Origin of the sequence: Bacillus sp. NPDC094077 (assembly GCF_050279465.1) — a bacterium.
Classification (GTDB): Bacteria; Bacillota; Bacilli; order Bacillales; family Bacillaceae_G; genus Bacillus_A.
The window spans coordinates 204242-231237 of record NZ_JBNNUF010000002.1; the positions used below are offsets into that span (position 1 = coordinate 204242).

At 31.6% G+C, this 26996-nt stretch carries 23 protein-coding genes and 3 pseudogenes; 21 read left to right on the forward strand and 5 right to left on the reverse strand.

Annotation, left to right across the window (positions count from 1 at the left end; all coding sequences use genetic code 11):
• The first annotated feature begins 4 nt into the window (after nucleotides 1-4).
• The 4 genes from ACQKNR_RS05830 to ACQKNR_RS05845 all read left to right on the forward strand — a co-directional run bounded on the left by ACQKNR_RS05830 (nucleotide 5) and on the right by ACQKNR_RS05845 (nucleotide 4462).
• Nucleotides 5-2344 (forward strand): FtsX-like permease family protein, encoded by a 2340-nt coding sequence (locus tag ACQKNR_RS05830; RefSeq protein WP_427316071.1) that lies wholly within the window; start codon nucleotides 5-7, stop codon nucleotides 2342-2344.
• Nucleotides 2345-2356: 12 nt separating this feature from the next.
• Nucleotides 2357-3118 carry an ABC transporter ATP-binding protein gene (locus tag ACQKNR_RS05835; protein WP_427316073.1) on the forward strand — a complete coding sequence of 254 codons (762 nt, stop codon included), beginning with the start codon at nucleotides 2357-2359 and terminating at the stop codon, nucleotides 3116-3118.
• Nucleotides 3119-3224: 106 nt separating this feature from the next.
• Nucleotides 3225-3935 (forward strand): class I SAM-dependent methyltransferase, encoded by a 711-nt coding sequence (locus ACQKNR_RS05840; RefSeq protein WP_427316075.1) that lies wholly within the window; start codon nucleotides 3225-3227, stop codon nucleotides 3933-3935.
• A 119-nt stretch (nucleotides 3936-4054) separates the two neighbouring features.
• Nucleotides 4055-4462: a VOC family protein gene (locus ACQKNR_RS05845; protein WP_427316077.1), complete on the forward strand. Its 408-nt coding sequence runs from the start codon at nucleotides 4055-4057 to the stop codon at nucleotides 4460-4462.
• A gap of 44 nt (nucleotides 4463-4506) precedes the next feature.
• On the opposite strand, the gene ACQKNR_RS05850 is transcribed toward ACQKNR_RS05845, so the two are convergent.
• Entirely contained in the window at nucleotides 4507-6183 is a 1677-nt protein-coding gene (locus ACQKNR_RS05850) for an alpha-keto acid decarboxylase family protein (RefSeq protein ID WP_427316079.1), read from the reverse strand.
• A gap of 123 nt (nucleotides 6184-6306) precedes the next feature.
• Between ACQKNR_RS05850 and ACQKNR_RS05855 the strand changes: the two genes are divergently transcribed.
• The 5 genes from ACQKNR_RS05855 (at nucleotide 6307) to spoIISB (ending at nucleotide 9112) form a co-directional block, all read left to right on the forward strand.
• The gene (locus ACQKNR_RS05855) at nucleotides 6307-6789 is read left to right on the forward strand and encodes a MarR family winged helix-turn-helix transcriptional regulator (protein WP_427316081.1); all 483 of its coding nucleotides are present in this window, start codon (nucleotides 6307-6309) and stop codon (nucleotides 6787-6789) included.
• A gap of 167 nt (nucleotides 6790-6956) precedes the next feature.
• The gene (gene gpmA, locus ACQKNR_RS05860) at nucleotides 6957-7694 is read left to right on the forward strand and encodes a 2,3-diphosphoglycerate-dependent phosphoglycerate mutase (RefSeq protein WP_427316083.1); all 738 of its coding nucleotides are present in this window, start codon (nucleotides 6957-6959) and stop codon (nucleotides 7692-7694) included.
• Nucleotides 7695-7880: 186 nt separating this feature from the next.
• Nucleotides 7881-8621, forward strand: a complete 741-nt coding sequence (locus ACQKNR_RS05865) for a type II toxin-antitoxin system SpoIISA family toxin (RefSeq protein WP_427316084.1) — start codon at nucleotides 7881-7883, stop codon at nucleotides 8619-8621.
• 113 nt (nucleotides 8622-8734) lie between these two features.
• Nucleotides 8735-8860, forward strand: coding sequence for a D-alanyl-D-alanine carboxypeptidase (locus ACQKNR_RS05870; protein ID WP_427316086.1), 126 nt, complete (start codon nucleotides 8735-8737; stop codon nucleotides 8858-8860).
• Nucleotides 8861-8935: 75 nt separating this feature from the next.
• Nucleotides 8936-9112 (forward strand): stage II sporulation protein SB, encoded by a 177-nt coding sequence (gene spoIISB, locus ACQKNR_RS05875; protein ID WP_427316088.1) that lies wholly within the window; start codon nucleotides 8936-8938, stop codon nucleotides 9110-9112.
• 48 nt (nucleotides 9113-9160) lie between these two features.
• Here the strand turns inward: spoIISB and ACQKNR_RS05880 are convergent, their stop codons facing one another.
• Nucleotides 9161-9550, reverse strand: a complete 390-nt coding sequence (locus tag ACQKNR_RS05880; protein WP_427316089.1) for a YxeA family protein — start codon at nucleotides 9548-9550, stop codon at nucleotides 9161-9163.
• A gap of 243 nt (nucleotides 9551-9793) precedes the next feature.
• Between ACQKNR_RS05880 and pepD the strand changes: the two genes are divergently transcribed.
• The 4 genes and pseudogenes from pepD to ACQKNR_RS05900 all read left to right on the forward strand — a co-directional run bounded on the left by pepD (nucleotide 9794) and on the right by ACQKNR_RS05900 (nucleotide 14583).
• Nucleotides 9794-11263 (forward strand): beta-Ala-His dipeptidase, encoded by a 1470-nt coding sequence (gene pepD, locus ACQKNR_RS05885; protein WP_427316091.1) that lies wholly within the window; start codon nucleotides 9794-9796, stop codon nucleotides 11261-11263.
• Nucleotides 11264-11422: 159 nt separating this feature from the next.
• Nucleotides 11423-12231: pseudogene (locus ACQKNR_RS05890) on the forward strand (papain-like cysteine protease family protein).
• A 25-nt stretch (nucleotides 12232-12256) separates the two neighbouring features.
• The gene (locus tag ACQKNR_RS05895; RefSeq protein WP_427316093.1) at nucleotides 12257-12859 is read left to right on the forward strand and encodes a hypothetical protein; all 603 of its coding nucleotides are present in this window, start codon (nucleotides 12257-12259) and stop codon (nucleotides 12857-12859) included.
• 542 nt (nucleotides 12860-13401) lie between these two features.
• The gene (locus tag ACQKNR_RS05900) at nucleotides 13402-14583 is read left to right on the forward strand and encodes an agmatine deiminase family protein (protein WP_427316095.1); all 1182 of its coding nucleotides are present in this window, start codon (nucleotides 13402-13404) and stop codon (nucleotides 14581-14583) included.
• A gap of 271 nt (nucleotides 14584-14854) precedes the next feature.
• Here the strand turns inward: ACQKNR_RS05900 and ACQKNR_RS05905 are convergent, their stop codons facing one another.
• Complete coding sequence (locus ACQKNR_RS05905; RefSeq protein ID WP_427316097.1) at nucleotides 14855-15070, reverse strand: hypothetical protein; 216 nt, start codon at nucleotides 15068-15070, stop codon at nucleotides 14855-14857.
• 298 nt (nucleotides 15071-15368) lie between these two features.
• Entirely contained in the window at nucleotides 15369-15620 is a 252-nt protein-coding gene (locus ACQKNR_RS05910) for a response regulator transcription factor (protein WP_427316099.1), read from the reverse strand.
• Nucleotides 15621-15867: 247 nt separating this feature from the next.
• Between ACQKNR_RS05910 and ACQKNR_RS05915 the strand changes: the two genes are divergently transcribed.
• The 7 genes and pseudogenes from ACQKNR_RS05915 to ACQKNR_RS05945 all read left to right on the forward strand — a co-directional run bounded on the left by ACQKNR_RS05915 (nucleotide 15868) and on the right by ACQKNR_RS05945 (nucleotide 24553).
• Complete coding sequence (locus tag ACQKNR_RS05915) at nucleotides 15868-16746, forward strand: helix-turn-helix domain-containing protein (RefSeq protein ID WP_427316101.1); 879 nt, start codon at nucleotides 15868-15870, stop codon at nucleotides 16744-16746.
• Nucleotides 16747-16885: 139 nt separating this feature from the next.
• Complete coding sequence (locus tag ACQKNR_RS05920) at nucleotides 16886-17164, forward strand: AbrB/MazE/SpoVT family DNA-binding domain-containing protein (protein WP_427316103.1); 279 nt, start codon at nucleotides 16886-16888, stop codon at nucleotides 17162-17164.
• 401 nt (nucleotides 17165-17565) lie between these two features.
• Nucleotides 17566-18122: pseudogene (locus ACQKNR_RS05925) on the forward strand (type B chloramphenicol O-acetyltransferase).
• A gap of 1315 nt (nucleotides 18123-19437) precedes the next feature.
• Complete coding sequence (locus ACQKNR_RS05930) at nucleotides 19438-20751, forward strand: D-alanyl-D-alanine carboxypeptidase family protein (RefSeq protein ID WP_427316105.1); 1314 nt, start codon at nucleotides 19438-19440, stop codon at nucleotides 20749-20751.
• 501 nt (nucleotides 20752-21252) lie between these two features.
• The gene (locus tag ACQKNR_RS05935; protein WP_427316107.1) at nucleotides 21253-22410 is read left to right on the forward strand and encodes an acyltransferase family protein; all 1158 of its coding nucleotides are present in this window, start codon (nucleotides 21253-21255) and stop codon (nucleotides 22408-22410) included.
• A 351-nt stretch (nucleotides 22411-22761) separates the two neighbouring features.
• Complete coding sequence (locus tag ACQKNR_RS05940) at nucleotides 22762-23793, forward strand: VanZ family protein (protein ID WP_427316108.1); 1032 nt, start codon at nucleotides 22762-22764, stop codon at nucleotides 23791-23793.
• A 142-nt stretch (nucleotides 23794-23935) separates the two neighbouring features.
• Nucleotides 23936-24553, forward strand: a complete 618-nt coding sequence (locus ACQKNR_RS05945) for an SGNH/GDSL hydrolase family protein (protein WP_427316110.1) — start codon at nucleotides 23936-23938, stop codon at nucleotides 24551-24553.
• A 281-nt stretch (nucleotides 24554-24834) separates the two neighbouring features.
• On the opposite strand, the gene blaIII is transcribed toward ACQKNR_RS05945, so the two are convergent.
• Nucleotides 24835-25785, reverse strand: a complete 951-nt coding sequence (gene blaIII, locus ACQKNR_RS05950) for a class A beta-lactamase BlaIII (protein WP_400529977.1) — start codon at nucleotides 25783-25785, stop codon at nucleotides 24835-24837.
• 599 nt (nucleotides 25786-26384) lie between these two features.
• On the opposite strand from blaIII, the pseudogene ACQKNR_RS05955 reads away from it, so the two are divergent.
• Nucleotides 26385-26789: pseudogene (locus ACQKNR_RS05955) on the forward strand (thiol-activated cytolysin C-terminal domain-containing protein); the annotation flags it as partial.
• Between the last annotated feature and the right edge of the window lie 207 nt (nucleotides 26790-26996).

Sequence of the window (26996 nt, forward strand, 5' to 3'; positions counted from 1 at the left end):
TCATATGATTAGGAGAATGTTAAAAAGAGATTTCTCTCAAAATAAAATGGTAATTATCATTTTATTTATGTTTATCATGTTATCAACGCTTTTAATGGCTAGTGCTTTCAGTAACATTGTAAATCTATTGAACTCCACGGATCAATTGTTTAAAGTATCAAACGCACCTCACTTCGTACAAATGCATACCGGAGAAATAAATCAAAAAGCTATTGATATTTTTGTTAAGAAAACGCCATTTGTAAAAGAACAACAAACGGCTGAAATGATCCAAATAAACGGGTCTAATATTTTTATGAAAAAGAAAAACCAGGCGGAACATAATAGTGTAATGGACATTAGTTTCGTTAAACAAAATACTCATTTTGACTTTTTATTAGATTTAAATAATAAAGTAATTGATATTAGTAATGGTGAAATAGGTGTGCCAATTTATTATATGCAAAAATATAATTTGCACATTGGAGATAAAATATGGATTGTAAAAAACAATGTTGAACTAGAATTTACTATTTCTACATTTGTTCGTGATGTTCAAATGAATCCATCAATTGTTAGTTCAAAACGATTTATAATAAGCGATGAAGACTTAGAAAGAGTAAAAAGAAATTTTGGAGAAAGTGAATATCTTATTGAATTCCAGCTAACAGATTTAAATAAAATAAATGAATTTGAAGATCTATACGAGTCATCGAACCTACCTCAAAAAGGTCCCTCTATTACTCATTCTCTCTTTAAAACACTCAATTCGTTAACGGATGGAATAATCGCCGCAGTACTTATGATAATAAGTGCATTATTAATGCTAATTGCAATTTTATGTATTAGATTTACGATCATTACTTCGATGGAAGAGGACAATCGGGAAATTGGCGTTATGAAAGCGATCGGTATTCAAAATAAAGATATTCAAAAACTATATGTAACAAAATATGTTGTTATTTCTGCTAGCGGATGTATATGTGGATACATTCTTTCATTATTTGTTACAAAAATATTTACCTCTAACATCGTACTTTATATGGGGGCAGCTGATAAAAGTATTTTACATTATGTTGTGCCATTGATAGTCACAACTTTGTTATTTCTAGCCGTTATACTTTTCTGCCGAATTATTTTGCGGAATTTCAGGAGAATTACAGCAATAGACGCTTTACGATCAAGAGATAAACTAGGAAAAAGAAAGATCAGAAGATCTTTTTCCCTCTATCAAACTAACATTCCAAATGTAAATATATTTATCGGTATACAAGATGTAGCGAAACGATTTAAGTTATATCGAATATTAAGTGTCGTTTTAATAATAGCGGTGTTTATGATTGTTGTTCCAGTTAACTTTTTGTACACAATTCAGTCATCACATTTTGTTAATTATATGGGGACAGGAAAAAGTGATATACGAATTGATTTACAGCAATCTGAAAATATAGAGAAACGATTTAATGACGTTATATCGTATATACGAAACGATGATGAAATAGAAAAATATGCAGCATTTGTAACGAGTACATTTAAAATGATGAATGATGATGGTACACACGGAAATTTAAACGTAGAAGTAGGAGATTTTACTAAATTTCCATTAGACTATGTTCAAGGTATACCGCCTGAAAATGAAAATGAAATTGCTCTTTCTTATATGAACGCAAATGAATTAAAAAAGAATGTAGGGGATGAGGTAGTTTTATTTGTAGAAGGGAAAGAGAAAACGCTAACTATTAGTGGTATATATCAAGATGTTACGAATGGTGGGAAAACGGCTAAGGCGTGCTTTTCTTATAACAAAGAAAATACATTATGGTATGTAGTAAATGTAGATATAAAGCCAACTGTGAATCTGCAAGAAAAAGTAAAGGAGTATAAACAAAGTTTTAATTCTGCAAAAATAACAGATACGGATGATTATTTATCTCAAACTTTAGGAGAGACAATTAAACAATTAAGACTCGTGACTCAAGCTGCAATATTAATTGCTATTGCGATATCGATTTTAATTACTGCAATGTTTTTTAAAATGTTATTAGCAAAAGATGCTTCGCAAATATTAATTATGAAAAGTATTGGCTTTTCTTACAAAAATATTCGTATACAATATGTCACTCGTGTTATTGCAATAGTATTAATAGGTATTTTAACAGGGACATTTATGGCTGCTACGTTTGGAGAAACGCTAGTAAGTTGGTTAGGTTCATTTATGGGAGCAGCTCATATAAAGTTTGCAGTGAATCCAATCGTTTCTTATGTAGTATGTCCAGCTATTTTGTTTATCGCCGTAGTTATAACAACGATCTTTAGTAGTTTCACTGTGAAACAAACAAATGATTTAAAGCTAGATGGGGAGTAGGAGATGTATAATTTGAAAAAAATTTTAGAAGTAAAGCAATTAAATAAAAAATACGAAATGGATGGAAATAAAACTTACCATGTGCTAAAAAATATAAATTTAGAGATTTATGAGGGAGAGTTTGTATCAGTCATGGGGCCTTCTGGTTCGGGGAAATCGACGTTACTATATAATATTAGCGGAATGGATCGAATGTCATCAGGCAGTGTGAAAGTTGATAGTAAAGAAATATCATGTATGAAAGAAGAGACGTTAGCAAAATTACGCCTTAATGAAATAGGATTTATTTTTCAACAGAGCAATCTTCTTAGAAATTTGAATCTATTTGATAATATCATCTTGTCCGCATATTTAGCGAAATGTGAGAGTAAGAAAATAATAAATAAACGTGCTCTTGAATTGATGAAAAAAATGGGTATAAGTGATATAGCGACTCATTATATAACCGAAGCATCTGGAGGGCAATTACAAAGGGTTTCCATTTGTAGAGCGCTTATCAATAATCCGAATATTATTTTTGCTGATGAACCAACTGGTGCTCTAAATTTAAAATCCACGGAAGAGGTAATGCAAATATTATTAAATATTAACGGAAATGGAAATACAATTATGTTAGTTACTCACGATGTAAAGGTAGCGATGAAAACAGAAAGAGTTCTTTTTATGGTGGATGGAGAAATTGTTAGTGAAATACAAATGGGTAAGTATAGAAGTGATAATTTGAAATTGCGAGAAGAGAAGCTGTTAAAATGGTTAGCCGTACTTGGATTTTAAAGAAATAATATTTTTAACTCCTATTGAATATAGGAGTTTTTCTTTGTCTCAAAGTTCGAAAAGATATATAATAATTTTCTGACTATTAAAGTGTGGAGGGGTACAAATGAAAAGTGAAACGTTACATACACAAGAAGATATTTTAAAAATGCTTGATTCATTATTAAGACCTGCAGAACCTTTTTGGAATGAATTTTATGCAAATAGAGAAAAGGACGTTCCGTTTTTTGAAAATGTTCCAGATGAGAACTTAGTTTCGTATATACAAAAAGAGAGAGTTTCAATAGGGAAAGTATTAGAGCTTGGATGTGGCCCAGGAAGAAACGCAATTTATTTAGCAAATGAAGGATTTGATGTAACCGCAGTGGATTTATCTGTAGAAGGTATTAATTGGGCGAAAGAGAGGGCGTTAGCAAAAGGGGTACAAATTCACTTTATTTGTGATTCGATTTTTAATTTAGAGGCTCAAAATGAATTTGATTTTGTTTATGATTCAGGTTGCCTTCATCATATTCCACCTCATAGAAGAATGAATTATATAGAGCTAATTGATAAATCTTTAAAAATGGGTGGTTATTTTGGTTTAACATGTTTTGCAGCAGGTGATTTAGATGAACGAAATGGATCCGAAATAACGGATTGGGATGTATATAGAGGATGGAGTTTGCAAGGTGGCCTTGCTTATTCGGAAGAAAAATTAAGAGAGATATTTAAAGAATTTGAAGTAATTGAAATGAGAAAAATGAAACAAATGGAACAACCGAATGAAATGTTTGGAGAATCATTTCTTTGGACAGCATTGTTTAAGAAGAAATAAAAATTAGATAATTGACAAACTCATCGTTTTTATAGACAATATATTCACAGGAATGTACGTTCGGTTTTTGTTGTCCGATGTATGTTTTGCATAAATACATAACAAGGGGATGTCTCTATATGAGTAACACAAATCAAAAAATCACTACGTTTTTAATGTTTGAGAGCAAAGCCGAGGAAGCGATGAATTTTTACACGTCACTATTCGATCAATCAGAAATTGTAAGTATCTCTCGTTACGATGAGAGTGGACCAGGTAAAGAGGGCACTGTAATTCATGCAACTTTTAAGTTAAATGGACAAGAGTTCATGTGTATTGATAGTTATGTAAAGCATGATTTCACATTTACGCCAGCTATGTCTCTTTATGTAACTTGTGAAACGGAAGAAGAAATTGAAACTGTCTTTAATAAACTAGCGCAGGATGGAGCAGTACTTATGCCTTTAGGTTCCTATCCGTTTAGTAAAAAATTTGGTTGGTTAAATGATAAGTATGGTGTATCTTGGCAGTTAACGCTTGCTGAATAAATATAAGAAAAAGCGTAGCTATAAATAAGCTATGCTTTTTCTTATTAAGAATTTTGCTTGCCGAATCTATTCCCAAGTTTAGCTAACAATTCAGGTTGATCCCCTTGGCTCATTACAACTTCAATAAAGACAAGGTGATCCGTATTAACGGGTATTTTAGTTAAGAGCTCTGCCAATTCCATTTCATTTTCCACCTTAAATGATAGGTTTTGTTCTTTCAGCCCAAATACGTTTGGAAGTTTATAATAATCCCACATTTGAATATCATTATAAGGCTGATTTTGACCGTGTATCGCGCGTTCAACAGTATAACCGTTGTTATTAATTAAAAATATAATTGGCTTTATTTTTTGACGTAACATAGTGGATAGTTCTTGTGCGGTTAACTGAAAAGAACCGTCACCGATTATTAAGATGTTCCGTCGTGATAAATCAGCGAGCTGTGTACCAAGTAGAGCAGGTAGTGTATAGCCGATAGATCCCCATAATGGTTGCCCTACATATGTAGTGTTGTTTGGTAAAGGGATAGCGGCACTACCAAAGAAAGGTGTTCCTTGCTCTGCAATTAAGACGTCGTTTTCTTGTAAGAAATGGTATATTTGTTGCCAAAAACGTTTTTGCGTAACCATTTGTACTTTTGGATTGAATTCTTCAGTAATAGATGATGATTCTGAAATAAACGGCTTAATTTCAAACGTTTCCTCATTGCGATGCTCGATTGAATCACTTAAATGTTGTAATACGTCTTTCATTACAACTGGCCCGTACTTTTTATCTATAATTTTTACAGTGTAGGGATGGATTTCTATAACTTGCTCTTTCGTAAAACCTTGTGTGAAACCGCCTGTAATAGTATCTGTTAATTTCACACCAATACTAATGATACAGTCAGATTCATCAATTCTTTTTCGCAAGTATGGAGGACTAACATCACCAGTGTAAATCCCTATAAATTGAGGATGTTTTTCTGGGAATATTCCCTTGCCCATACTTAGTGATGCGATAGGGAAGCCAGTTTTTTCTACCAATTGATATAAATCTTCTTCAGCATGAAATCGATTCACTTCAAAATCAGCTAAAATAACAGGTTTTTTGGCACTATTTATTTTTGAAGTGGCATGTAGAAGCATTTTATGCAATGCTTCTTTATTACTTACTATTGGATTATTTAATATTGGTTCCGTAGGTTCATTAATTGGTTTATTATATACATCAATCGGTAAATTAATATGAACAGGGCGCTTTTCATTCCAACATGCACGAAGTACACGGTCAATTTCCTCAGCAGCATGCTCAGGGGTTAAATTTGTTTGCGCAACTGTAATCTCTCGATACATATTGGAAAAGTGATCGAACTTTCCATCACCTAAAGTATGGTGAACGAGTGCTCCATTTTCCATTACTTTTGTTGTTGGCGTACCAGTTATTTTTATAACTGGTACTTTTTCTGCATATGAGCCAGCAATACCGTTAATGGCGCTTAATTCTCCAACCCCGAAGGTAGTAATGAGAGCAGCGATTCCTTTTATACGAGCATATCCATCTGCTGCGTATGCCGCATTTAATTCATTACAATTTCCAATCCATTCTAGATCTTTATGTGCAATTACATCATCTAAGAAGGCAAGATTATAATCGCCAGGAACACCAAATACATGTTCAATTCCTAACTCGTGCAGTCGATCTAATAAATATGTACTTACAGTATATTGTTTTTTCAAGCGATTCATCTCCTAATTGTTTTACTTACAATGAATACTTCCATAAACTAAAGCAGCTCAGGAGCATTGATTAAAATATTCATTACTAGATTGTGGTATAATTTACATACAGGGGGAAAGTAGATGACACAACATAAAGAAGAACAGATGAATGAAGCATTAGCATTATTTTACTTTGCATATAAAACATTTACTGAAAAGCCAGATGAAATTATAAAAGAGTATGGTATACAGCGAGTACATCACCGAATCTTATTTTTTATCGCACGTTTTCCAGGGCTTAGTGTAAATGAGCTATTATCCTTATTGGAAATAAGTAAACAAGCTCTTCACGGACCGCTACGTCAACTTGTGGAAAAGGGACTTATTGAGAGTAATGAAGCTACACATGACCGCCGTGTGAAACAGCTATCATTAACAGAAAAAGGTATAGATTTAGAGAAAAAACTGAGTGATGTTCAAAGAAAGCAAATGGATGCTATTTTTTCAAAATTTGGTGAATCATGTGAAGAAAATTGGCATCAAGTTATGAATGAAATGGCGAATAGTCGTTCAGGTTTTGATGCATGGATATCGAAACGCGAAATACCAGTCGATCAAAAATAATGAAAAAATATCTGTCTTTATAGTTTGAAAAAGAACAAATTTTATCCATGTATTTGGCAAATATGTATAAATCATAGTATGTACGGATAAAAAAATTACATTACCAGAAACTTAATATGTGCGCGCGAAGTAATATTAAAATTCATATTTCCGAGAGGGGAATTATAATGATAAAACTTGTACTTATTCGTCACGGACAAAGTTTATGGAATCTTGAAAATCGCTTTACTGGATGGACAGATGTAGATTTATCAGAGAATGGATTAAGTGAAGCGAGAGAAGCAGGTGCAATATTAAAGAAAAATGGATATACTTTCGACGTTGCTTATACATCTGTATTAAAACGAGCAATCCGGACGCTATGGATTGTACTACATGAGATGGATCTTACTTGGGTGCCTATACATAAATCGTGGAAATTAAACGAAAGACACTATGGAGCACTACAAGGATTGAATAAAGATGAAACTGCAAAAAAATATGGAGAAGAACAAGTTCATATATGGAGAAGAAGTGTTGATGTAAGACCACCTGCTCTTACTGAAGATGATCCTCGATATGAGGCGAACGACCCAAGATATAAAACACTCAAAATAGGCGAATTCCCATTGACTGAATGTTTAGAGGATACGGAGAAAAGAGTGCTTGCTTATTGGCATTCAGAAATTGCGCCGTCATTAAAAAGTGGTAATAAAGTAATCATTTCATCACATGGTAACACAATCCGCTCACTAGTGAAATATTTAGACAACCTTTCAGGTGATGGTGTTGTTTCATTAAATATCCCAACCAGCATTCCGCTTGTTTATGAATTAGACGAACATTTACGTCCGATTCGTCATTATTACTTAAGTATGGATGGAGAAGTACCTGAAGGGGAAATTCCGAAACATATTTTTTTTTAACATGAAAATTTGAAACGCATGCTTGTCTACATATACAATGTAGACTCATGATAAAAGACGTGGCCTCCTTCTAATGTATATGCGATATAGCTAAATTTAGAAGCTTGTCCACGTCTTTTGTCATAAAGAGAGTTGCTTGCGCATGTAATGATATCGTGAGTAGTTTTTGAATGGAGGGTGATGTAATTGGCGATCTCTAACATTCGAATCGGCTTATTTATTCTAGCAATTGTCTTTATAGTTCTTATTTTCTTTTATTGGAAAAATGAAGAGTTGTACGAGGAGAAAAAGCAACGTATTAGAAAGACTTGGTATGGTTTGTTTATAATATCAGTCACAGTGTACTTCATGATAAAAGGAATCGATTTAACCCTCTGGAAAAATCTTTTAATGTTCACTGCGATGGTCATTTTCGTTGATATTGCATTTATTTTAACACCTAACATTTCAGAAATATGGGGCGCAAAATTTAGCGATATCGGCAAGACAGTTCAATCGATAAAACGGTCATTAGTTGCTTCTAAAGCAAGAGGAGAAATATACACGACAATTATACAAAATGTAAATCCAGCAGTATTTGGTACAATGGAATGGCATACAGAAGAGGAATATACAAAAAGCTTAAATGTATTTTTAGATTCATATGGGGAAAAAATTGGTGCGAAAATTGTTGTATTTGAAGCAGCGAATGAATTAAACACGAATTTCCGCGGTATTCGCTCTCAATTTAGTATTACAATACCTTTAGAACATATAGAGCTATTGAATGAACAAAAAGCAGTTCAAGTAGAAAACATCGGAATTATACCAGCAAAAATAGTGAATGATGTTTTTATTGTTATTGATGGGAAGAAGAATAGCCTTCAAGATCGAGATTTTGAAAATGTATATAATTTAACAATACATCATAGTTATTTTAGTAAGTAAGGACAGAATCGTTATTCTGTCCTTTTCTTCTATACATAAATCCAAAACAAAATCCGACAAAGTTGAATAAAATTGGACAATCATTCCTACACTAGCACGTAGAGGTGATTGTAGTGATAAAAGATTATAACAATGATTTTTTTAAAGAAGAGCCTGAAGATACAACAGATTTTTCTTTAATAAAAGGAGATACGTTGCAGCAAGTAGAAGAATTAGAAGAAGAATTAAAAAGAAAATGATACGTGTACACTCAGTTTACATTTGCTATATAATATAAATAGAAGGTTGTATCTTTATGAAAAGGGGGAGAAGAGATGGCTGAAATAAATGTACAAAAGTCTTCGTTTTTTAAAGAAAAAAAAGAAGAATCAAATACAGATTTCTCTCTTGTGAAAGGTGCATTGACGGAAAATATAAATCGGTTAGAAAAGCTTATGAACCGTAATAGTTCGAAATATATACAAGTGAAAAAAATAAAAGAAAATGCATAGGGCATTTTCTTTTATTTTTTATTCTGTTATTTGCGGATTAGTTTCAATTTAGTTAACATTAAACTTTTCTTTTACTTTTTCAGGTAAATCTGCTTTCTGAATTTCTTCATAGGACTTCACTTCAATAGATGATATTTCATTTTTATCTGTATCATCTTGATCTACATAAAGGCGTAAAAACGCATTATCATTTAATTTATGGTCGTTTTCTTTTTTTGTACTTCTAAATGTAATTTGTTTTTTTACTCCGTCTTCATCATATGCGGGCAACGTATAGTTCCATAGGCTTCTGCCTTCTACTTTTTCGATAGCGCCTTCACCTTTTATCTGTACGTAATATACATCCTTACCAATTCTATTTAGTGAGGCTCTCTCACATCCAATAGTAAAACTTGAAAATAATAAACATAGTGTAATAACAGTGAAAAGCTTTTTCATATTCTTTATCTCCTTCAATTTGCTTCTTTAAAAAGTATACGACTATTTTTAAATTAGAAAAATCGATATAGATTACAACACTCTTACAATGATGTAAGAGTATAAGGTATAGAGTGCAGAAGGATTAAAATGAACTGTTCATAACAAATTTTTAAAACGTTTAAAGAAAGGTAAAATAATGAATCATGGTATAATAATAAAAGACTTACATACTATTTTTTCATTTTGAGAGGAGCTTGAAAAATGTATTCTACTTTAGAACAATTAACAAAGCACCCTGTATTTTATCATTTTGCAGAAATTTCAAAGATTCCTAGAGGATCAGGAAATGAAAAGGAAATTAGTGATTATTTAGTGGGTTTCGCAAAAGAACGTAACTTAGAAGTGATTCAAGATGAAGCATTAAATGTCATTATTAAAAAAGATGCAACTGCTGGCTATGAAAACGTACCAGCTATTATCATTCAAGGTCACATGGATATGGTTTGTGAAAAAAATCAAGCGACGGTTCATGACTTTGAAAAGGATCCGATTGAACTAAGAATTGTTGGAGATATGTTATACGCGAATCAAACAACTTTAGGTGCAGATAATGGTATTGCGGTTGCGTATGCATTAGCTTTATTAGATTCAAAAGACATTCCGCATCCAGCACTTGAAGTGGTTATAACTACTGAAGAAGAAACGACAATGGGCGGGGCTTTTGCAGTTGATGCAAATCACTTTGACGGCAAGATTTTTATAAATATTGATTCTGAAGAAGATCATAAATTACTTGTAAGTAGCGCAGGTGGTGCGAAAGCGGTTGAAACAATTCCAGTAATTTGGGATGAAACGCCAGCTGATATGGATGCATACAGTCTATATGTCGGAGGACTTAAGGGCGGACATTCTGGTATGGAAATTGATAAACAACGCGGGAATGCGAACAAAGTATTAGGACGAGTATTACGTGATTTATCAATAAATATTCAATTTGATATTAGTGAAGTTCACGGCGGATTAAAAACAAATGCAATTCCACGTGAAAGTGTAGCTACAATTTTATTACGTCAAGAAGATGTAGAGAAAGTTGAAGAAAAGTTAAAATCATGGACGCGAGTATTACAAGAAGAAATGCGTGCTGTTGATCCGGATGTTCATGTTACACTTACAAAATTAGATGAGAAAGCAGAAAAAATATTTGCTAAAGAAACGCAAAAGCAGCTTATTTCATCATTATTCTTAATTCCGAATGGCATTCAAAGTATGAGCATGGATATTAAAGGGCTTGTAGAAAGTTCAACAAATTTAGGAGTTATTGAAACACTGCAAGATGAAGTTAAATTACGTAACGAAGTGAGAAGTTCTGTAAGTAGTTTAAAACAACATATTGCAGATGAAATTAAATATATTGCCGAATTAGTTGGTGCCAGATTTGAAAAAGAGTCAGAATATCCAGAGTGGCCATACAATCCAAACTCACAGATTCGTAATTTATTCGAAAAAGTGCATCAAGAAAAATACAGTAAAGATGCTGAAATCTTCGCAGTACATGCAGGGATTGAGTGCAGTGTATTCGTTCAAAAAATGCCGGAATTAGATGCAATTTCATTTGGTCCAGACATTTTTAACGTTCATACACCAGATGAACATATTAGTATTTCTTCTGTTGTGAATAACTGGGGATTCTTCGTTGATGTAATGAAGGGTACGGAAGAATTAGCTAAGTAATAATGATGAAATGAAAAGTAGCCTATAAAAATTTATAGGCTACTTTTTTATATTGAATTTTATTAAAATTTCATTTTTCGTTAGTATGTAATATTAAGCTTGAACAATTAATAAGGATTAATTGTTGGTGTTTTTTAGTACTTATGAAGGGGTGGAGAAATGAAGGGAAGAAAGCATTTTATTGTTTGTATGTTTTTATTGTTCTTCACATTTAGTTTTATCGGTGTTCAGAAAATAATTGCAGAAGAAGTTGAATTTTCAGGAACAACTGCTCCATTGAATGTAAATGTTAGAGAGGCCAAAAGTTTGAATGCAAATATTGTAGATATGATTCCCGGAAATACAAAAGTATCTTTTAAAGGATGGGAGTATGGTGAAGCGGTTAAAGATTACTGGACAGGAAACTTAGATAATCGTTGGTTTTATTATTTTAAAGATGGAAAAAAGTATATGTAACGTCAGCTTATATAAATGGTAATCCTCCAAATACATCAACAGATCGTAAATTATCTGTTCCTAACATATTACAAGAAAGATCAAATTGGTGTTGGGCAGGCACTTCGGTCTCAGTTTTAAATTATTTTGGGAAAACTCCTTCACAAGATCAGTACGTTAGGTATGTTAAGGGTGGATCATATAATAATCCTGCAACTTCACGTGAAATACAATATGGATTATCGGGATATGGTGTTAGCTCAGCAATAAGTTCTGGAGCAAAATCGTATGATTGGTTCAAAAGTCAAATTAATAGTAATCAGCCGATGATTGCACTCATTATGTGGCAAAATGGAGCTAACATCGGACACTTTCTAGTACTTGATGGATTTTATAAAGGGACAAATGGAACAGATTATATAACGTACATGGACCCTTGGTATGGTGATCATTATAATCATAATTTCAGTACGTTCCATAACAATAATAATTTTTGGTGGAATGAAACTGTTTATAATATCCATGCAAACTAATAATCTTAAAAGTGGAGGTTCATTAATGGAAAAACTACTTAAGCTTGCGATACCGTACATTTGTTTAATGGCTGTTATTATTTTCGCTAGTAAAATTAGTTATGCATCAAACAATAAAAGTGAACCAGTACAATCGATTGCATTAAAAGATTATCAATATAGCAAGGGGAATCCTTCTGAAAATTTAAGTTTTGAAAAAATAACAACCTCTCCATTTTCGTTACCAATCTATGAAACAATTCCAGCACAGCAAATTTTAAATAGCTCTGAATTTAAGAATATACTATTACCAACAAATGAAAAGCTTTGGTTTATTATGAATGGTGAGCAGCCAGAAGGACTGATTGTTGCGAATGATACTGAACCGATTCGAACGGGCGGAGAAAATAGAAGTAAAGATTTATACGGGGTATATAAAGCAATAAAAAATAATACAAATGAAACAAAAGATATTAGTTATTTTGAATTTGAAGGGCAAGGAATATTGATAGTAAATCAAAATAATGACCAAGAAATATACCTTAGTCAGGGTGCCGCTGCCATATTAAAACTTCCTGCTGGTCAAAAAGTATTGAGCAGTGAAGTAATCCAGAAAATGAAAGAGAGAATTGTAACTGCTTTTGAATAGTTAATTATAAACTGAATAAATATATACGTATTTAATATGAAATTTCATACACTGTATTATTTTTAGAAATGAATAATTTCATAAATAATACAGCTGGAGGGGCAGAAAAGATAATAAGCGAAAAAAGCGTGAGATATTATAGAAATAAATGGTGATTATAGTAGGAATTGTTGATTCTTTTTTGTTATTTATATGCGGTTGAACAGGGAACAGGCAAAAGGATTAATGGTAGCATTAGGGTATCTCATCTTTATTTTTGGAAGCATAATAGTGCATATAAAAAGGTTAGAGAAGCTAATTCTCTAACCTTTTTATATGAATTCCCGAAGTTTTAAAAATGGTGGAGTTACCCCATGTACATCAAGTTAAAATCTCATATCACTCTCAGAACGAAAATTTTGTGCATTTTGCTTGGAAAGATATTTTTCGTTTTGTATAAGGTTCGATTCAAATCTCGCTTCATATGTAAAAAAATTAAATAGAAAAGCTTGACCTTCACACTATGTAAAGGTTTACAGTAAGGCAGAAAAGGAGGTTAAGGAATGCAAAAAATAGCGAATTTGTGTATGAGTGCTGTACTAACCACATCTATTATCAGTGGTTATGCTCAAGGTAAGGGGATTGGGAAAGTTCAGGCGAAGGAAATTGAAAAAACGCAGAGAGAAAATATGAAGAAAGTGGAGGCGCAAAAAAAAGTAGGAAAGTATACAATGCCAGATGAAAAAAGCAAACATGAAGGAACATGGCTACAATGGCCTCATGAATTTACATACGGGCAAAATTATCAGCAAGAAGTAGAGCTGATTTGGATTCAAATGGCAGATGCTTTAAGCAAAGGCGAAAAAGTTCATATTGTTGCATATGATCAAGAAGAAAAAGAAAGAATTACTGAAGTTTTAATGGATCAAGGGGTGAATATGGGGGAAATTGATTTCTTTATCGCACCTACTGACGATGTATGGGCTAGAGATACTGGACCAATTTTTGTTTATGATAATGACAAAAATCTAAAGATATTAAATCCAGGATTTAACGGATGGGGAAAGAAAACACCATATAAGAAAGATGCTCTTCTTCGTGAGAATCTTAGCAAACAGTTAGGCATTGAAAGAATTGATTGGAATAAATTTGTTCTTGAAGGCGGCGCATTTGAATTAGATGGTAATGGAACGGCTTTATTAACTAGAAGTGCTGTGACGAATAAAAATAGGAACGCTAAATTGTCAGAAAAGGATATTGAAAAATATATTAGTGACCTTGGGGTAACAAATTTTATTTGGTTAGATGGAGTAGCTAACTTAGATATTACTGATTTCCATATTGATGGGTTTGCCAAATTCCACGATAAATCTACTATTATTACGTTAAAAGAAAAAGATTTAGCTGAATGGGGAGCGTCTGACAAAGATATTAACAAGTTGCTGCAGGCAAAAGATGCTGCAGGTAAAAAGTACAAGTATGTATATCTGCCGCTAAGCAAGAATAATGTTACATTAGAAAATGGGAAACAGCTTGATTATAAAGGTTCATATATTAATTATTATATAGCGAATCAAGTTATCTTAGTTCCTAACTATAATGATCCTAATGATAAAATAGCAAATGAGATGATTCAAAAACTATACCCTGATCGTAAAGTGGTGGGGATTGATGTAAGAGAGCTTTATAAAAATGGTGGTATGATCCATTGTATTACTCAACAACAACCAATTAATTTGAAATAATATATCTATAGTTTTTTTGAAGTTGTCTATTTCTTATGAGAACCTGTTTATCTATAGGATAGGTAAAGATGCCATGGTATTTTTACCTATTTTGTTGTATTTTTTATGAGTTAATTATTACTTTCCTATAAACTGAAGAAACCCACCCTTTTTGAAAAAAAGCTTAATCAAAATGGATGGATTTCATTTAGAGAAGAGTTATTTTATAAAACAAATTGATTGTTTCTATACTCCATTTATAATTATAGCCACTGTTTATTAAGAAGGGGAACTATAGCCACCATTCTTTAACAGTAATTTTATGTGATTTCTCATTTTTATCTATAATTTCTACTAGACAATCATATGTTTCTAATTCAGCACCAGAAACATCAGTTTTGGGATTTTCTAAATTAAAAGCTATACTTGCTGTTGCGGAAGAAGCATTGTCTAAAGGTATATTTTCACCTTTTAAAAGTAGTTCGAAGTCCTTCAATAAATCATCCAAAGACTCCTCTATTACTGGAATTTCAAAAAGCTTCTGGTAAAATCTTTCTTCTTAAAATATCTATAAGAATACGATCTGTATTTTTCATTTTAGCAATTCATACATGCCCATCAACTTAAGAATTCAGAATTGCCCCGAAATGAAAAAATGAACTTTTTTGTTGCAAGTTAGCACGAAATTTAGTTTTGGAGGTACTATGAAATTTTAGCTTGATGATAATGTGGAGTTACCCAAAATAATAAAAGTTCAGCGGCTCTTCTGTTTTTATATGTAACTTAAACGCATTATATTTCGCCAATTATTGTGCAACCTTTCCGAATAAATCCCTGTCTTTATTCGGAAATAAAGGGGCATCTATAAAACCATAATGATAAACTAAAATACCTAATTCCACTCTAGAATTAATATGCCATTTTTCTTTAATATGATTAATTATCGTTGAAATTCTTCTAGGGCTAACATATATTTTTTTGGAAATTTCTGCATCTGTTAATCCTTTTGCTACATAAATAGCCACTTCTAACTCTCTTTCGGTTAACATTCTTTTCATAAAATAAGCTCCTTCGAAATTATTTATATAAAAATCAAAAGAAACTATTATTTGAAATAAAGCTGAAAAATCATATTCAATACTCTTTATTCCTTTTAATTGTAATAATTTCTCTCATTGCGATACAAGTTTGTAAAAGAAACGTTAAATCAATATAATTAATAATTGCAACCATACTAATTTTACATTACATTAAAAGTTGGAAAATATTCTTATACTCATAAATTGTTACACTTGAGGGGGAAAAATGGAATTCTACAATCTTGGGATTATTATTAAAGAACTTAGAAAGAAAAAAAATATATCACAATCCGAATTGTGTCATGGAATATGTTCACAAAGTCAAATTAGTAAGATAGAAAAAGGGATTATTTATCCATCTAGCATATTGTTGTATCAATTATCTGAAAGACTTGGTATTGATCCGAATTATATATTTGCGCTAACTCAAAACAAAAAATTAAAATATGTAGAAAACGTAAAATATGTAATAAGAGATTGCATAAAGCAAAAACAATATAAAGAACTTTATGAAATAGTGAAAAAAGAGAAAAACGAAAATAATTTCCAGTCAAAAGAAGATAAACAATTTCTAATATGGCATGAAGCGATAGCTATATTTAGTGTAAAGGGATCAACCCAAAATGCTTTGGAACTTTTAAATCAAGCATTAAAATTAACTTTAACTAATGTCAATTTTTTATCAGAAAAAGAAATAGATATTATGCATACAATGGCAGTAATCTATGCGGAAAATGAAGAATATGAAAAAAGTATAGGCATATTAAAGAAATGTTTAAGTAATTTTAATAAGATAGAATTTCCTAGAAATAAAGAAATTAAATTAAGAATTATTTATACCTTAACAAAATGTTTACATCTTACATATGAACATGTAGAAGCAATAAAGTACAGTGATATAGGTATCAAATTAGCCATTAATATAAATAGTTTATACTTATTGGGTGAACTAAATTTCGAAAAAGGTTCAAATTTATTAGAACTTCAGCAATCTAGTGAAGATGGTTTTAATTATATTAATAAGGCTTTATTTATTTTTGAACTAACAGAAAGAAAACAATATATAAAGATAATCAAGGATAAATATTTTAAAAAACAGAAATAAACAAGAGAAAGCTTTAATATGAACAATCCCTCATTGGAATTTCCTGTTAAAATAAGTGCTGTAATACGAACTATTCCTTATTGCTGTTTATTGCTAAAATAAGTGCTGTACATTAGTTGAAAATAAAAGGTGGCATTTTATGAAATCAAGAGGGATTACTCGTAAAGCAGATAGTATGGGGCGTATTGTCATTCCAATGGAAATAAGACGGAATTTAGGAATTGTAGAAAAAGATTCTCTTGAAATGTTTGTAGAAGAGGATAAGATTATTTTACGAAAATATCAATCTCCACAAGCTTGTGCAATTACAGGTGATATTTCAGACAGAAATATTTCGTTAGCGAATGGAAAAATTGTTGTAAGTCCGAAAGGGGCCGAACTTTTAATAAAGAAATTACAGCAATATCTTTTACAATAAATGATTCGTAAGAACTTTAAAATAGAATGTAATCTAAAAAAGCTCCCATTATTACATGAAGTTATTAGGTGGGGAAGAAATTAGTGTTAAAGCTTTAAATTAAAAGAAAAATATCGAACATTTCTTCATTATTATACATAAATATTAATATAAGAATTATGTAATTTTTTATAGGTACACATAAATCCCCTAATCAATTGATTAGGGGATTTATGTAAAGTATGAGTATATAATTTTACAATTTGACTTATATAATTTATCACGTTATGATTCTTTTACTAGAAAAGAAAGGCTTGAAGATAATGATTCGTCGTTTGAAAAAGTTTAAAAATGTCGCTGTCGTATTAAGCTTCTAAGTAAATTGCAAAAATCTACAATACTTAGAAGCGAGGAATATAGTTATGAAGCATCCATTATATAATCATTGGTCTGAAACGAAGTATTTAAAAGACATAGTAACAAATCCACTCATTGAAGTAGGAGAGTACTCTTATTATTCAGGGTATTATGGCCATCAAAATTTTGAAGATGGTTGCGTTAGGTATTTATGGGGGGATGCTAAGTCCCAAACACTGTTCAATCCAATTGAACAGATGGGGTGGCACCTTGATAAACTCATTATTGGAAATTATGTTTGTATTGCAAGTGGAGTTGTTATTTTAATGGGTGGGAATCATAATCATCATCCTGAATGGATTACAGTTTATCCATTGGTGAAGGGGCAATCGTTGCAGCCGGATCTGTCGTATGTAAAGATGTTCCGCCGTATACAATAGTTGGTGGAAACCCTGCTAAGGAAATAAAGAAACGGTTCACAGATACAGAAATTAATATGCTAATGGAAATGCGTTGGTTTGATTGGGATAGAGAATTGATTGAGAGGGCAACTCCTCTTTTATCTAGTCCATCCATTGAACCATTGTTAGCTTTTTATAAAAATGAAGTGAAAAATAAATAAATCAGTAAGAAAAATTACATTCAATATAGGATGTAGTTTTTTACTACAAAAAAACTTAGATTAATAAAAATTCATATTTTGTATGAGTCTAGCAAATAGCTGGATTTAATAATTAAAATCCTTAATATCTAATAAGCTAATGCTAGGAGTAAAGTCTTTATGAAAGAGTTATCAATTTTAATATCTGATTCATATAGCATTTACAATATGTAATAGAAAAAGGTCAAAATATATTAATTGATGAATGAAAGTGCATTTATTGATTCTTTCAAAGATGGTTATTTTTAAGGACACAAATAAATGGATTTGATTTTTTACTAATAATAAAAAATCAAATCCACTTTTGAAATTATAACCAACATCTTTGAATGGATTATTCCTTATCAATCTAGCTTTATCACATTTATAACTGCACTGTTGATTAGCTATGTATCGGTACTAATTCCGCTTCGGAAAATTCAAAAGGATAACGTTATAGATGTAATTAGAGAAGAATAGCAGTAGTCATAGTAATATATGGTTCTGGTGCAAATATAGTAATTTTTGAAAAGAGACCGACAAATCCTATCAAGTAGACAATAAGAAAAAGGCTAAGCAACCAGTGTGCTTCGATATTCAATCGGGGCACACTGGTTTTATTTTTTGTAAATGTGGAACAAATGTATTACTTAGATTGTCTATTAAGTGTAATCCTAAAAAATATGAAAGTACGGATCATTTTGAAAAAATACAAGGGTATTAAAAATAAGAATTTGTGTGGGAATACTAAGTGTCAGTCTTGCAAGTGTAAAAACTTTTTACAGGTGAACGCAAAAAAAAGCTGAGAAAACTAAATTTGCAAATTATGCGATTCATCTAGAATTTGCGCAATTTAAGAAAAGATTTGACGCTAGACTGGGGTGCCCATGCTATCGACACCGGTACCAATGGGTAAGCGACTGTCCAATTTAATGAGCGCTTTCACCTATAAGGCTTTAGCTCCAGGGGTAGTACTACAGTAAAATTCAAGTGTCAAACTTGATAAATTTATCACCTTCACAAAAGATGAATTAGCTCAGTATTCACTAATTATAAAAAATAAGTGGATATTGATATGACTCTTGAAGAATTTACGGTGACCGCTATTCGTTACAGTGATAAAACTGCTGGAGACGAACTGATTTGTGTTGGCGCCTAATAGGATGAAATGAGATGGTCTATATGAAAGCGATTCTAATGTCTTATTTGTATATAGAATTTGATAACACTGTCTATTTTTTGGGGATTATGCTAGAATAACGTTTTTTTGAGTACAAAGATATTGGAGGTAACAGAAGTGAAAGGTATGTTTTGCAAGAGATTTATTGCAATAGTAACAGTGCTTACACTATCTTGTAGCATGGTCGTTACATATGGAAGAGCATCAGCGGAAACAGTTCCTGCCATAGACATAGAAGCAGGATCAGCAATTTTAGTAGAAGCAAATTCCGGAAAAATTTTATATCAAAAAAATGCAGATGAATCATTAGCAATTGCTAGTATGACAAAAATGATGAGTGAATACTTAGTTCATGAAGCGGTAGATAAAGGAAAACTTAAATGGGATCAAAAAGTTAAAATCTCTGAATATGCACATAAGATTTCGCAAGATCGCTCATTATCAAACGTTCCATTAGAAAATGGTGGCTCTTATACGGTAAAAGAGTTATATGAGGCAATGGCAATTTACTCTGCAAACGGTGCAACAATTGCTTTAGTTGAAGCAATTGCTGGTAAAGAAATCAATTTTGTAAAAATGATGAACGATAAGTCGAAAGAGTTTGGAATGAAACATTATAAATTTGTAAACTCTACCGGCTTAACAAACCAAGATTTAAAAGGACATCACCCCGAGGGGACAACTCTAGACGAGAAAAATAAAATGTCTGCAAGGGATTGTGCGATTTTAGCGCAACGTCTTATTCAAGATTTTCCAAAAATATTAGATACAGCAAAAATCCCTAAAAAAACATTCCAAGAGGGTGGCAAATATCCAATTGATATGGCGAACTTTAACTGGATGTTAAAAGGTTTAATTAAGCAATATGAAGGTGTAGATGGTTTGAAAACAGGAACTACTCCAGAAGCTGGAGATTGTTTCACTGGTACAGTAGAAAGAAACGGTATGCGTCTAATTTCTGTAGTGATAAAAGCAAACTCTCATACGGCACGTTTTGATGAAACAAAGAAATTATACGATTATGGATTTGCGAATTTTGAAGTGAAGAAGGTCTACGGAAAAGATACCGTAGTAAAAGGGCATGAAACAGTGCGAGTAGGAAATGCAAAAGACAAAGATGTAGTTGTTCAAACGAAGCAAGTTGTTTCACTTCCAATGCCAAAGGGCAACATAGACGTTTATAAAAAAGAGTTTAAAGTATCGAATAAAGAACAAGAAGCGCCTATTAAAAAAGGTGTAACAATTAGTCAAATGATTATATCGCCTAAAGATAGTACAGATCCTGGGTTCTTATCAGGTAAATCATTACAAGTAGACCTTGTAACGAAATCTGAAGTAGAACAAGCTAATTGGTTTACACGTTTAATGCGCGAAATGGGATCTTTCTTTAGAGGTATGTGGAATAGTGCGGTTGATATAGTAAAAGGTTAACTTTATAGGATAAAACTAAATATTAGCCTGAAATAAAAGGATTCAAAGTATTACAGATTCTTATGTGGATGGCTTGGAATGGAAGATTGCATTAATTCTTAAATTTGGTTCTTCGGAACTTTTGGTATTGCAATCGAGCTAAGATAAGTTTGTATCCATATAATCAAAAAACGCTATTCTTTTTGTAGAAATATACAGGAAGGATGGCGTTTATTATGAGTTGTTCGATTCAAAGGGTTCTGGTGCAAGGTTAGTTTAATAAAGTTACATGATGATTCATTATTCCATCAAGTCACAATAAAACTTGATACCTGGTACTTATTTCTGTTATTAAATTTTATAAAAATTTAATAAAATCTTTTCTTTCTATTAAATATTTTGTTTTAAATTAATTATATAAAGAAATGGAGGCCAGAAAACAGATACATAGATTGACTTTGTACTGCTTATATTAGGAATTTAAAGAAACAATATGTACAATTCTCCCACTACACTAGTATAGTGGCCTTTATTAACAGCAAAATCTACAATTTACAAGGAGAACATTTTATGAGTAAGAGAATAAAAGAATTAGATTCCATACGAGGGTTAGCGGCACTTACAGTGGTATTTGGACATTTTTGTTTAATGCTACCATCGTTGCCTAATTCTATTAAATTTTCCCCGCTTAGGTTTTTATGGGCGGGTGGAGAAGCTGTAATCATTTTTTATGTACTAAGTGGTTTTGTGTTATCTATGGCACTTTATCATTCAAAAACAAATTATTGGGGATATTTAATTAAGCGATTTGTACGAATCTATATCCCTTATTATTTTTGGATAATCATTACCTTTGCTTTATTTATTTTGTTTTCGTCGTATGAAGTGGCAGGATTACGGGATTGGTTCTATGATAGGTGGCAAGGGTCTATAACAAAAATAGATATTATAAACCACTTTGTACTTCTTAATAACTTCTTTACGGAAAATTATAATCCAGTTATCTGGTCATTGGCTCAAGAAATGCGTATATCTATTGTGTTTCCTTTGTTATTCCTTCTTTTTTATAAACTGAGTTGGAAGAAAACGATACTATTTGCTTTGAGCTTTTCTTTAATTAGTGTTTTCCTTAATATGTTGCATATTGGGAAAGCAGAGGGGTTTTATAATGGTTATGCCGATACACTGCATTTCACATCTATGTTTATAGTTGGAATGTTGCTTTTTAAGCATCAGGAAAAACTTATCTACTTATATAGGAATATGAAAAAATTTAATAAAGGATTTCTTATTGCACTAGGGATTATTCTATATTTATATTCCATTTTAATTTATGGTTTTTCCCGTAATGATACTACTTTCTTATTAAAAGATTGGGGTGTTGTAATCGGTGTTAGTATATTTATTACCATGACCATGAGTAACCTAAAAGTAAAAGCATTTTTAAATAAGAGTGTATTTGTATACTTGGGAGAAATTTCATATAGTATCTATTTGTGTCATTTTCCAATCATGATGGTACTATTTAAACTTTTGTATACAAAGATACCTATCTTTTTCCTTCTTACTTTGTGTATTACAATGACAATACTTTTTTCTATAGTATCGTATCATTTAATTGAAAAAAAATGTATCAACTGGGCAAAACAAAGAACAACAAAATTTCAAAAAAAAATGTAATCTTGGAGGAATCTTATTTCTTTAGTAAATATACGAATATTTCCGGTTCCTAAGTATATTAGGAATCGGTCAATTTTGGATTCTAAAAGTAAACATACTAAAATTGAACAAATTTTTAATTTTATACTTAACTCCCAAAATCCTCTTACTAAAGAGAATCTTCGTAACGTTTATCCAAACATAGCCGAAAGTACAACTAGTAAAACGTTAGTTTCAAGAGGAAGAAAAGCTCAATGGATACAGGTTTAATTCTGTATTAATAATTATTGGGGGTAACAACACATCGCTATCTATATCTAGAATGTTATATAAAACTATTGAATATTTTATTCGTAAAAACAGAGGTGTAAAATGAACTTTATTTCCGGACTACTCGTTACCGTTGCAATTCCTACGATACAACTCACATTCTTGTTACTACTTATATTTGCTTTTAGCTACTTTGTAGTATACAAAAAGGTATGTAAAGGAGGAAAAAAATTTACCGTACAACAAATTATATTATTTATATTAATAATAGGATATTATTCCCTTGCATTATCAGCTACTTCATTTGGCCGTTCAGATGATATAACCTTTGCAAGAACAATTGACTTTGATGTACTTAGTGTTTATAAAAAAGCATGGAATACCTTTTCATTTTCTTCTTTTTTCCATATCATTGTGAATATAGGTATGCTTTTTCCGTTAGGAATTTTATTACCTTTATTTAGTGGTTTTTTCCAAAAAACAAAATGGATGTTAATCAGCTCAATTATAGCAAGTTTATTGATTGAAATTCTTGAATTTACAATGCAACGTGGAAGTATGGAACTAGCCGATTTGCTTCATAATACTTTAGGAATGATGCTAGGATACTCTATGTTAAATATAGTTCTTATATTGTTGAAGAAAAAAGAAACGGATACACAAATAATCAAATATGTATTCCTTCCGATTACAGTAAGTTTCGTTGCACTTGGAATAATGATTTCGTATCAAATGAAGGAATTTGGGAATACGCCTATTGATCCCATTACAAAAACAGATATGTCTGATGTCACTATAAAAACATCAATAGAGTTAAAAGACGAGGGTAAAAAAATGCCTGTTTACAAAGAGAAAATTACAAAAATGCCTGATGACAATGAGCTAGTTACAAAAAAATCACATATTCGGGATGTCGAAATTCTGTCTCCCAAAGAAGCATTTCAAAAACTAAAACAAGGAGACTTTGATCCTATAATATCTTTCAAAGCAGGTGATACATTAGTCATTACAGATTATAATATAGGTTACTACGCTGATACAAAAGGCTTTTCTCAACCTATGTATGTTTTTCAAGTACGATTAAATGATAATGACAAAGATAGTTGGTCTCAACCTATTTCCGCGAGAAAATAACGTGAATTTTCTTATTTTCGTTCATGTGAATGGTGTAATCTAGTTCTACTTGTTCATTTTAAAAATCACCTATGGAATTTAATTGAAATTGAAAAACATTTAGGAAGAACAATTCCGCTGTGAGCTATTGTATAGTGTAGATATGAATAATAAAAAAGGGGGACTAGATATGTGGAAGCGATTTGTAGCTATTGGTGATAGTTTTACAGAGGGGATAGGCGATGAAGTTGAGGGAATAGCATTAAAAAGCTGGGTAGATCATTTTGTTCAACTGTGTGTAAACGATTTAAAGTATGCTAATTTTGCAAAGCGTGGGTTAGTAACTAAAGAAATTCGCTCACAGCAATTGGAAAAGGCATTAACTTTTAATCCAGATTTAGTTAGTCTAATTGCAGGTGCAAACGATGTTTTAAAAGGACGTTGGAATCATCATGCATATAAGAACGATATGGAATTTATGATAGATACATTAAGTAAAACAGGTGCGGATATTATTATAGCAAACCTTCCAGATTTTACAGTTAGATTTCCTTTTTCTTCAGAAAAAAAACAAGTATTAAAAGAACAATTATTAGAGGCAAACGAAGTTATACTTTCACTGAGTAAAGAGTATAAGCTTCATCATGTTGACTTTTGGAATCATCATTTAGTTAATGACAATACACTTTGGTCTACGGATTTAATTCATCCAAACTCAAAAGGATATGTGGAAGTTGCTGAATTAATTTTTAGTAGTTTGCCTGTACAGAAGACAGAATAATAGTTCGTAATTTAACAAATATGATATTAATTGTATTAAGCGATGTTTTTTAGTATATGGAGAGAACTAAAAATTTAGCAAACAAACCGTATCTATGATATATTTCTACAGTAGTGTACAAATGCAGAATCACAAATAAAGATCACTTATGGAAATAGGTGGTCTTTAAACATTTTTTTAATTGCTTCCGTAACATTAAATGGTCAATTCTTGTAAAATACCTAAAAAAACGTCACAGTACTATGACGGAAAAATGGAAAATTTTTAATCTATTACTATTATTATTTATTCGTAGCTTTTAAAGTATTTAACACTATTTTGGTTGCTTCTGCAATAAGTTTATCATCGTATTCAGCATCCTCTTTATCATGATTAGAAAGTATCGCAAGAACAATTGGCTTTTTATTTGGTGGCCAAATAATTGCAATATCATTCCTTGTTCCGTATGATCCTGCACCTGTTTTATCAGCTACTTCCCATCCCTTTGGTACGCCCGCACGAATCAAATTATTCCCAGTTGTATTTCTCTTCATCCAATCTACTAATAGTTCACGTTTCTCGGGTGGAAGTACAGTTCCTAATGTAAAAGATTGAAGCGTCTTAGCTATCGCTTCTGGTGTACTGGTATCATGTGTTTCTCCTGGATTTACTTCATTTAATTCAGGTTCAAATCGTTCTGAATTAGTAACAGTATCCCCAATTTCTCTCAATATTTTTTCAAACTCAGAAGGACCACCTAATTGTTTAAGAATCAAATTATGTGCCGTACTGTCACTATATCGAACAGAAGCATCAGCAAGTTCTTTTAACGTCATTCCTGTATCAACATGCTTTTCAGTAATTGGATTATAATTAGAAAGATCTTCATGAGTATACGTAATCCTTTGATCAAGAGCTTCTAATGAGTTCTTACGTAAAAGAGCGCCCACAGCTAATGCTTTGGATGTAGATGCAAATGCAAAACGATCATCTGATCGATAAGTAATAGTTTGATTTGTTCCCGTGTCCAATGCATAAATACCGAGTTTAGCATCAAATTCTTTCTCAAGTTTAGCAAAAGAATGATTAACCGTATTTTCTTGTTTAACTTGATTCGTTTCATTAGTTTGTTTAGGTGATTCAGATTGAGTATTACTATTGGAACAACCTATAAGTGTCACACATGAAAGCAATACTACAGGTACAATCTTTTTGTAATGTGAAGTGTTAAAGAACTTGTTTAAAATTATCATAAATTTTCAACCTCTTTCAAGAATATATGGATTTTTTCTAGGTACTCTAAATACCGATGCAATTAAAGTGTGTATAGGATACCAATACCTCTGCAGCCAAAATTTTATTGCTTAAAGCACATGCAAAATGTTTATATGATTGATAAGCTGCTGTTTGGGTTGTTTCTTTTTAGCGTTCACTTGCAATTCTTTACCTGTAAAAGTATTAAGCTTGTACTCCTCAAATACTCATCCTTTTTGCATCCTTTTACTTTTCAAAATAATACGTCCTTTCATATTTTTGTAATACATAAAAATAGATGTCAAACGGGATATAATGTATCCAATTTGGACATTCAATTTTAGAAATACACCTAATAGACAATATAAGTAATAAATTTGTTCCACTTTTACGTTGAGGAAGAATTTTGGGTTTGTATAATAACAGAACTGTGCATAAGCTAACAACAATTTTTGAATTTAAGTTGAAAGAAGGCTATATTTTCTTTCAGGAAAGGTTTAAAGAATCTCTTATTATGATTTGTTAGCTTTTGGATTATTACGTTTCTTTTCTATGGTTAAGGCTTGTTACAATAGGGTGGGGTCGAGATTTGAGATATGAAACACGAAATATCATCAAAGATAGTGCAGAATAAAGTCTTAAAAATCCAGCATAACCAATTTTATATACAAGCACTTTCTTAAAAGGAAATGCAACTGCTGCTTATAACAATACAGATTATATCGAGACTACAACTACAGAATATTCAAGGGCGAAAATGACACTTGATCATTACGGCGCATATGTTGTTCAATTTGATGTATCTTGGGATGAGTTCTCATATGAACAAAATGGAAAAGAAGAACTAACACATAAAATATGGGATGGTAGCGGCAAAGACACAACGGCTCATTACTCTACAGTTATACCACTTCCACCGAATTCAAAAAATATATAAGTTGTAGCAAGAGAATGTACAGGGCTTGCATGGGAATGGTGGAGAGCAATTATTAATGAACAACATTATATCCAACTTCTAATTTTAATCATTAGATAAAAATGAAGCGCCCTGTAAACAGGGCGCTTTTTCAATTATATCCTACTCATCAAATTGGAGAGTCAACATGCTATTCTAAGTAAAGAAAAAAGATGGAAACCATCTCTATTAAGTTTATTAATTAAGAAACAATAAATATACGTTTTATTGGATACTTATTGCATTTGAGGGGGG

What these genes read in the sequence shown, in the direction of transcription:
- ACQKNR_RS05945 (WP_427316110.1), top strand. Translation starts at nt 23,936, where the DNA reads ATGAATAATAAAAAAGGGGGACTAGATATGTGGAAGCGATTTGTAGCT.
- ACQKNR_RS05830 (WP_427316071.1), top strand. Translation starts at nt 5, where the DNA reads ATGATTAGGAGAATGTTAAAAAGAGATTTCTCTCAAAATAAAATGGTA.
- blaIII (WP_400529977.1), bottom strand. Translation starts at nt 25,785, where the DNA reads ATGATAATTTTAAACAAGTTCTTTAACACTTCACATTACAAAAAGATT.
- ACQKNR_RS05845 (WP_427316077.1), top strand. Translation starts at nt 4,055, where the DNA reads ATGAGTAACACAAATCAAAAAATCACTACGTTTTTAATGTTTGAGAGC.
- ACQKNR_RS05900 (WP_427316095.1), top strand. Translation starts at nt 13,402, where the DNA reads ATGCAAAAAATAGCGAATTTGTGTATGAGTGCTGTACTAACCACATCT.
- ACQKNR_RS05840 (WP_427316075.1), top strand. Translation starts at nt 3,225, where the DNA reads ATGAAAAGTGAAACGTTACATACACAAGAAGATATTTTAAAAATGCTT.
- ACQKNR_RS05920 (WP_427316103.1), top strand. Translation starts at nt 16,886, where the DNA reads ATGAAATCAAGAGGGATTACTCGTAAAGCAGATAGTATGGGGCGTATT.
- ACQKNR_RS05895 (WP_427316093.1), top strand. Translation starts at nt 12,257, where the DNA reads ATGGAAAAACTACTTAAGCTTGCGATACCGTACATTTGTTTAATGGCT.
- ACQKNR_RS05855 (WP_427316081.1), top strand. Translation starts at nt 6,307, where the DNA reads ATGACACAACATAAAGAAGAACAGATGAATGAAGCATTAGCATTATTT.
- ACQKNR_RS05915 (WP_427316101.1), top strand. Translation starts at nt 15,868, where the DNA reads ATGGAATTCTACAATCTTGGGATTATTATTAAAGAACTTAGAAAGAAA.
- ACQKNR_RS05940 (WP_427316108.1), top strand. Translation starts at nt 22,762, where the DNA reads ATGAACTTTATTTCCGGACTACTCGTTACCGTTGCAATTCCTACGATA.
- spoIISB (WP_427316088.1), top strand. Translation starts at nt 8,936, where the DNA reads ATGGCTGAAATAAATGTACAAAAGTCTTCGTTTTTTAAAGAAAAAAAA.
- ACQKNR_RS05910 (WP_427316099.1), bottom strand. Translation starts at nt 15,620, where the DNA reads ATGAAAAGAATGTTAACCGAAAGAGAGTTAGAAGTGGCTATTTATGTA.
- ACQKNR_RS05880 (WP_427316089.1), bottom strand. Translation starts at nt 9,550, where the DNA reads ATGAAAAAGCTTTTCACTGTTATTACACTATGTTTATTATTTTCAAGT.
- gpmA (WP_427316083.1), top strand. Translation starts at nt 6,957, where the DNA reads ATGATAAAACTTGTACTTATTCGTCACGGACAAAGTTTATGGAATCTT.
- pepD (WP_427316091.1), top strand. Translation starts at nt 9,794, where the DNA reads ATGTATTCTACTTTAGAACAATTAACAAAGCACCCTGTATTTTATCAT.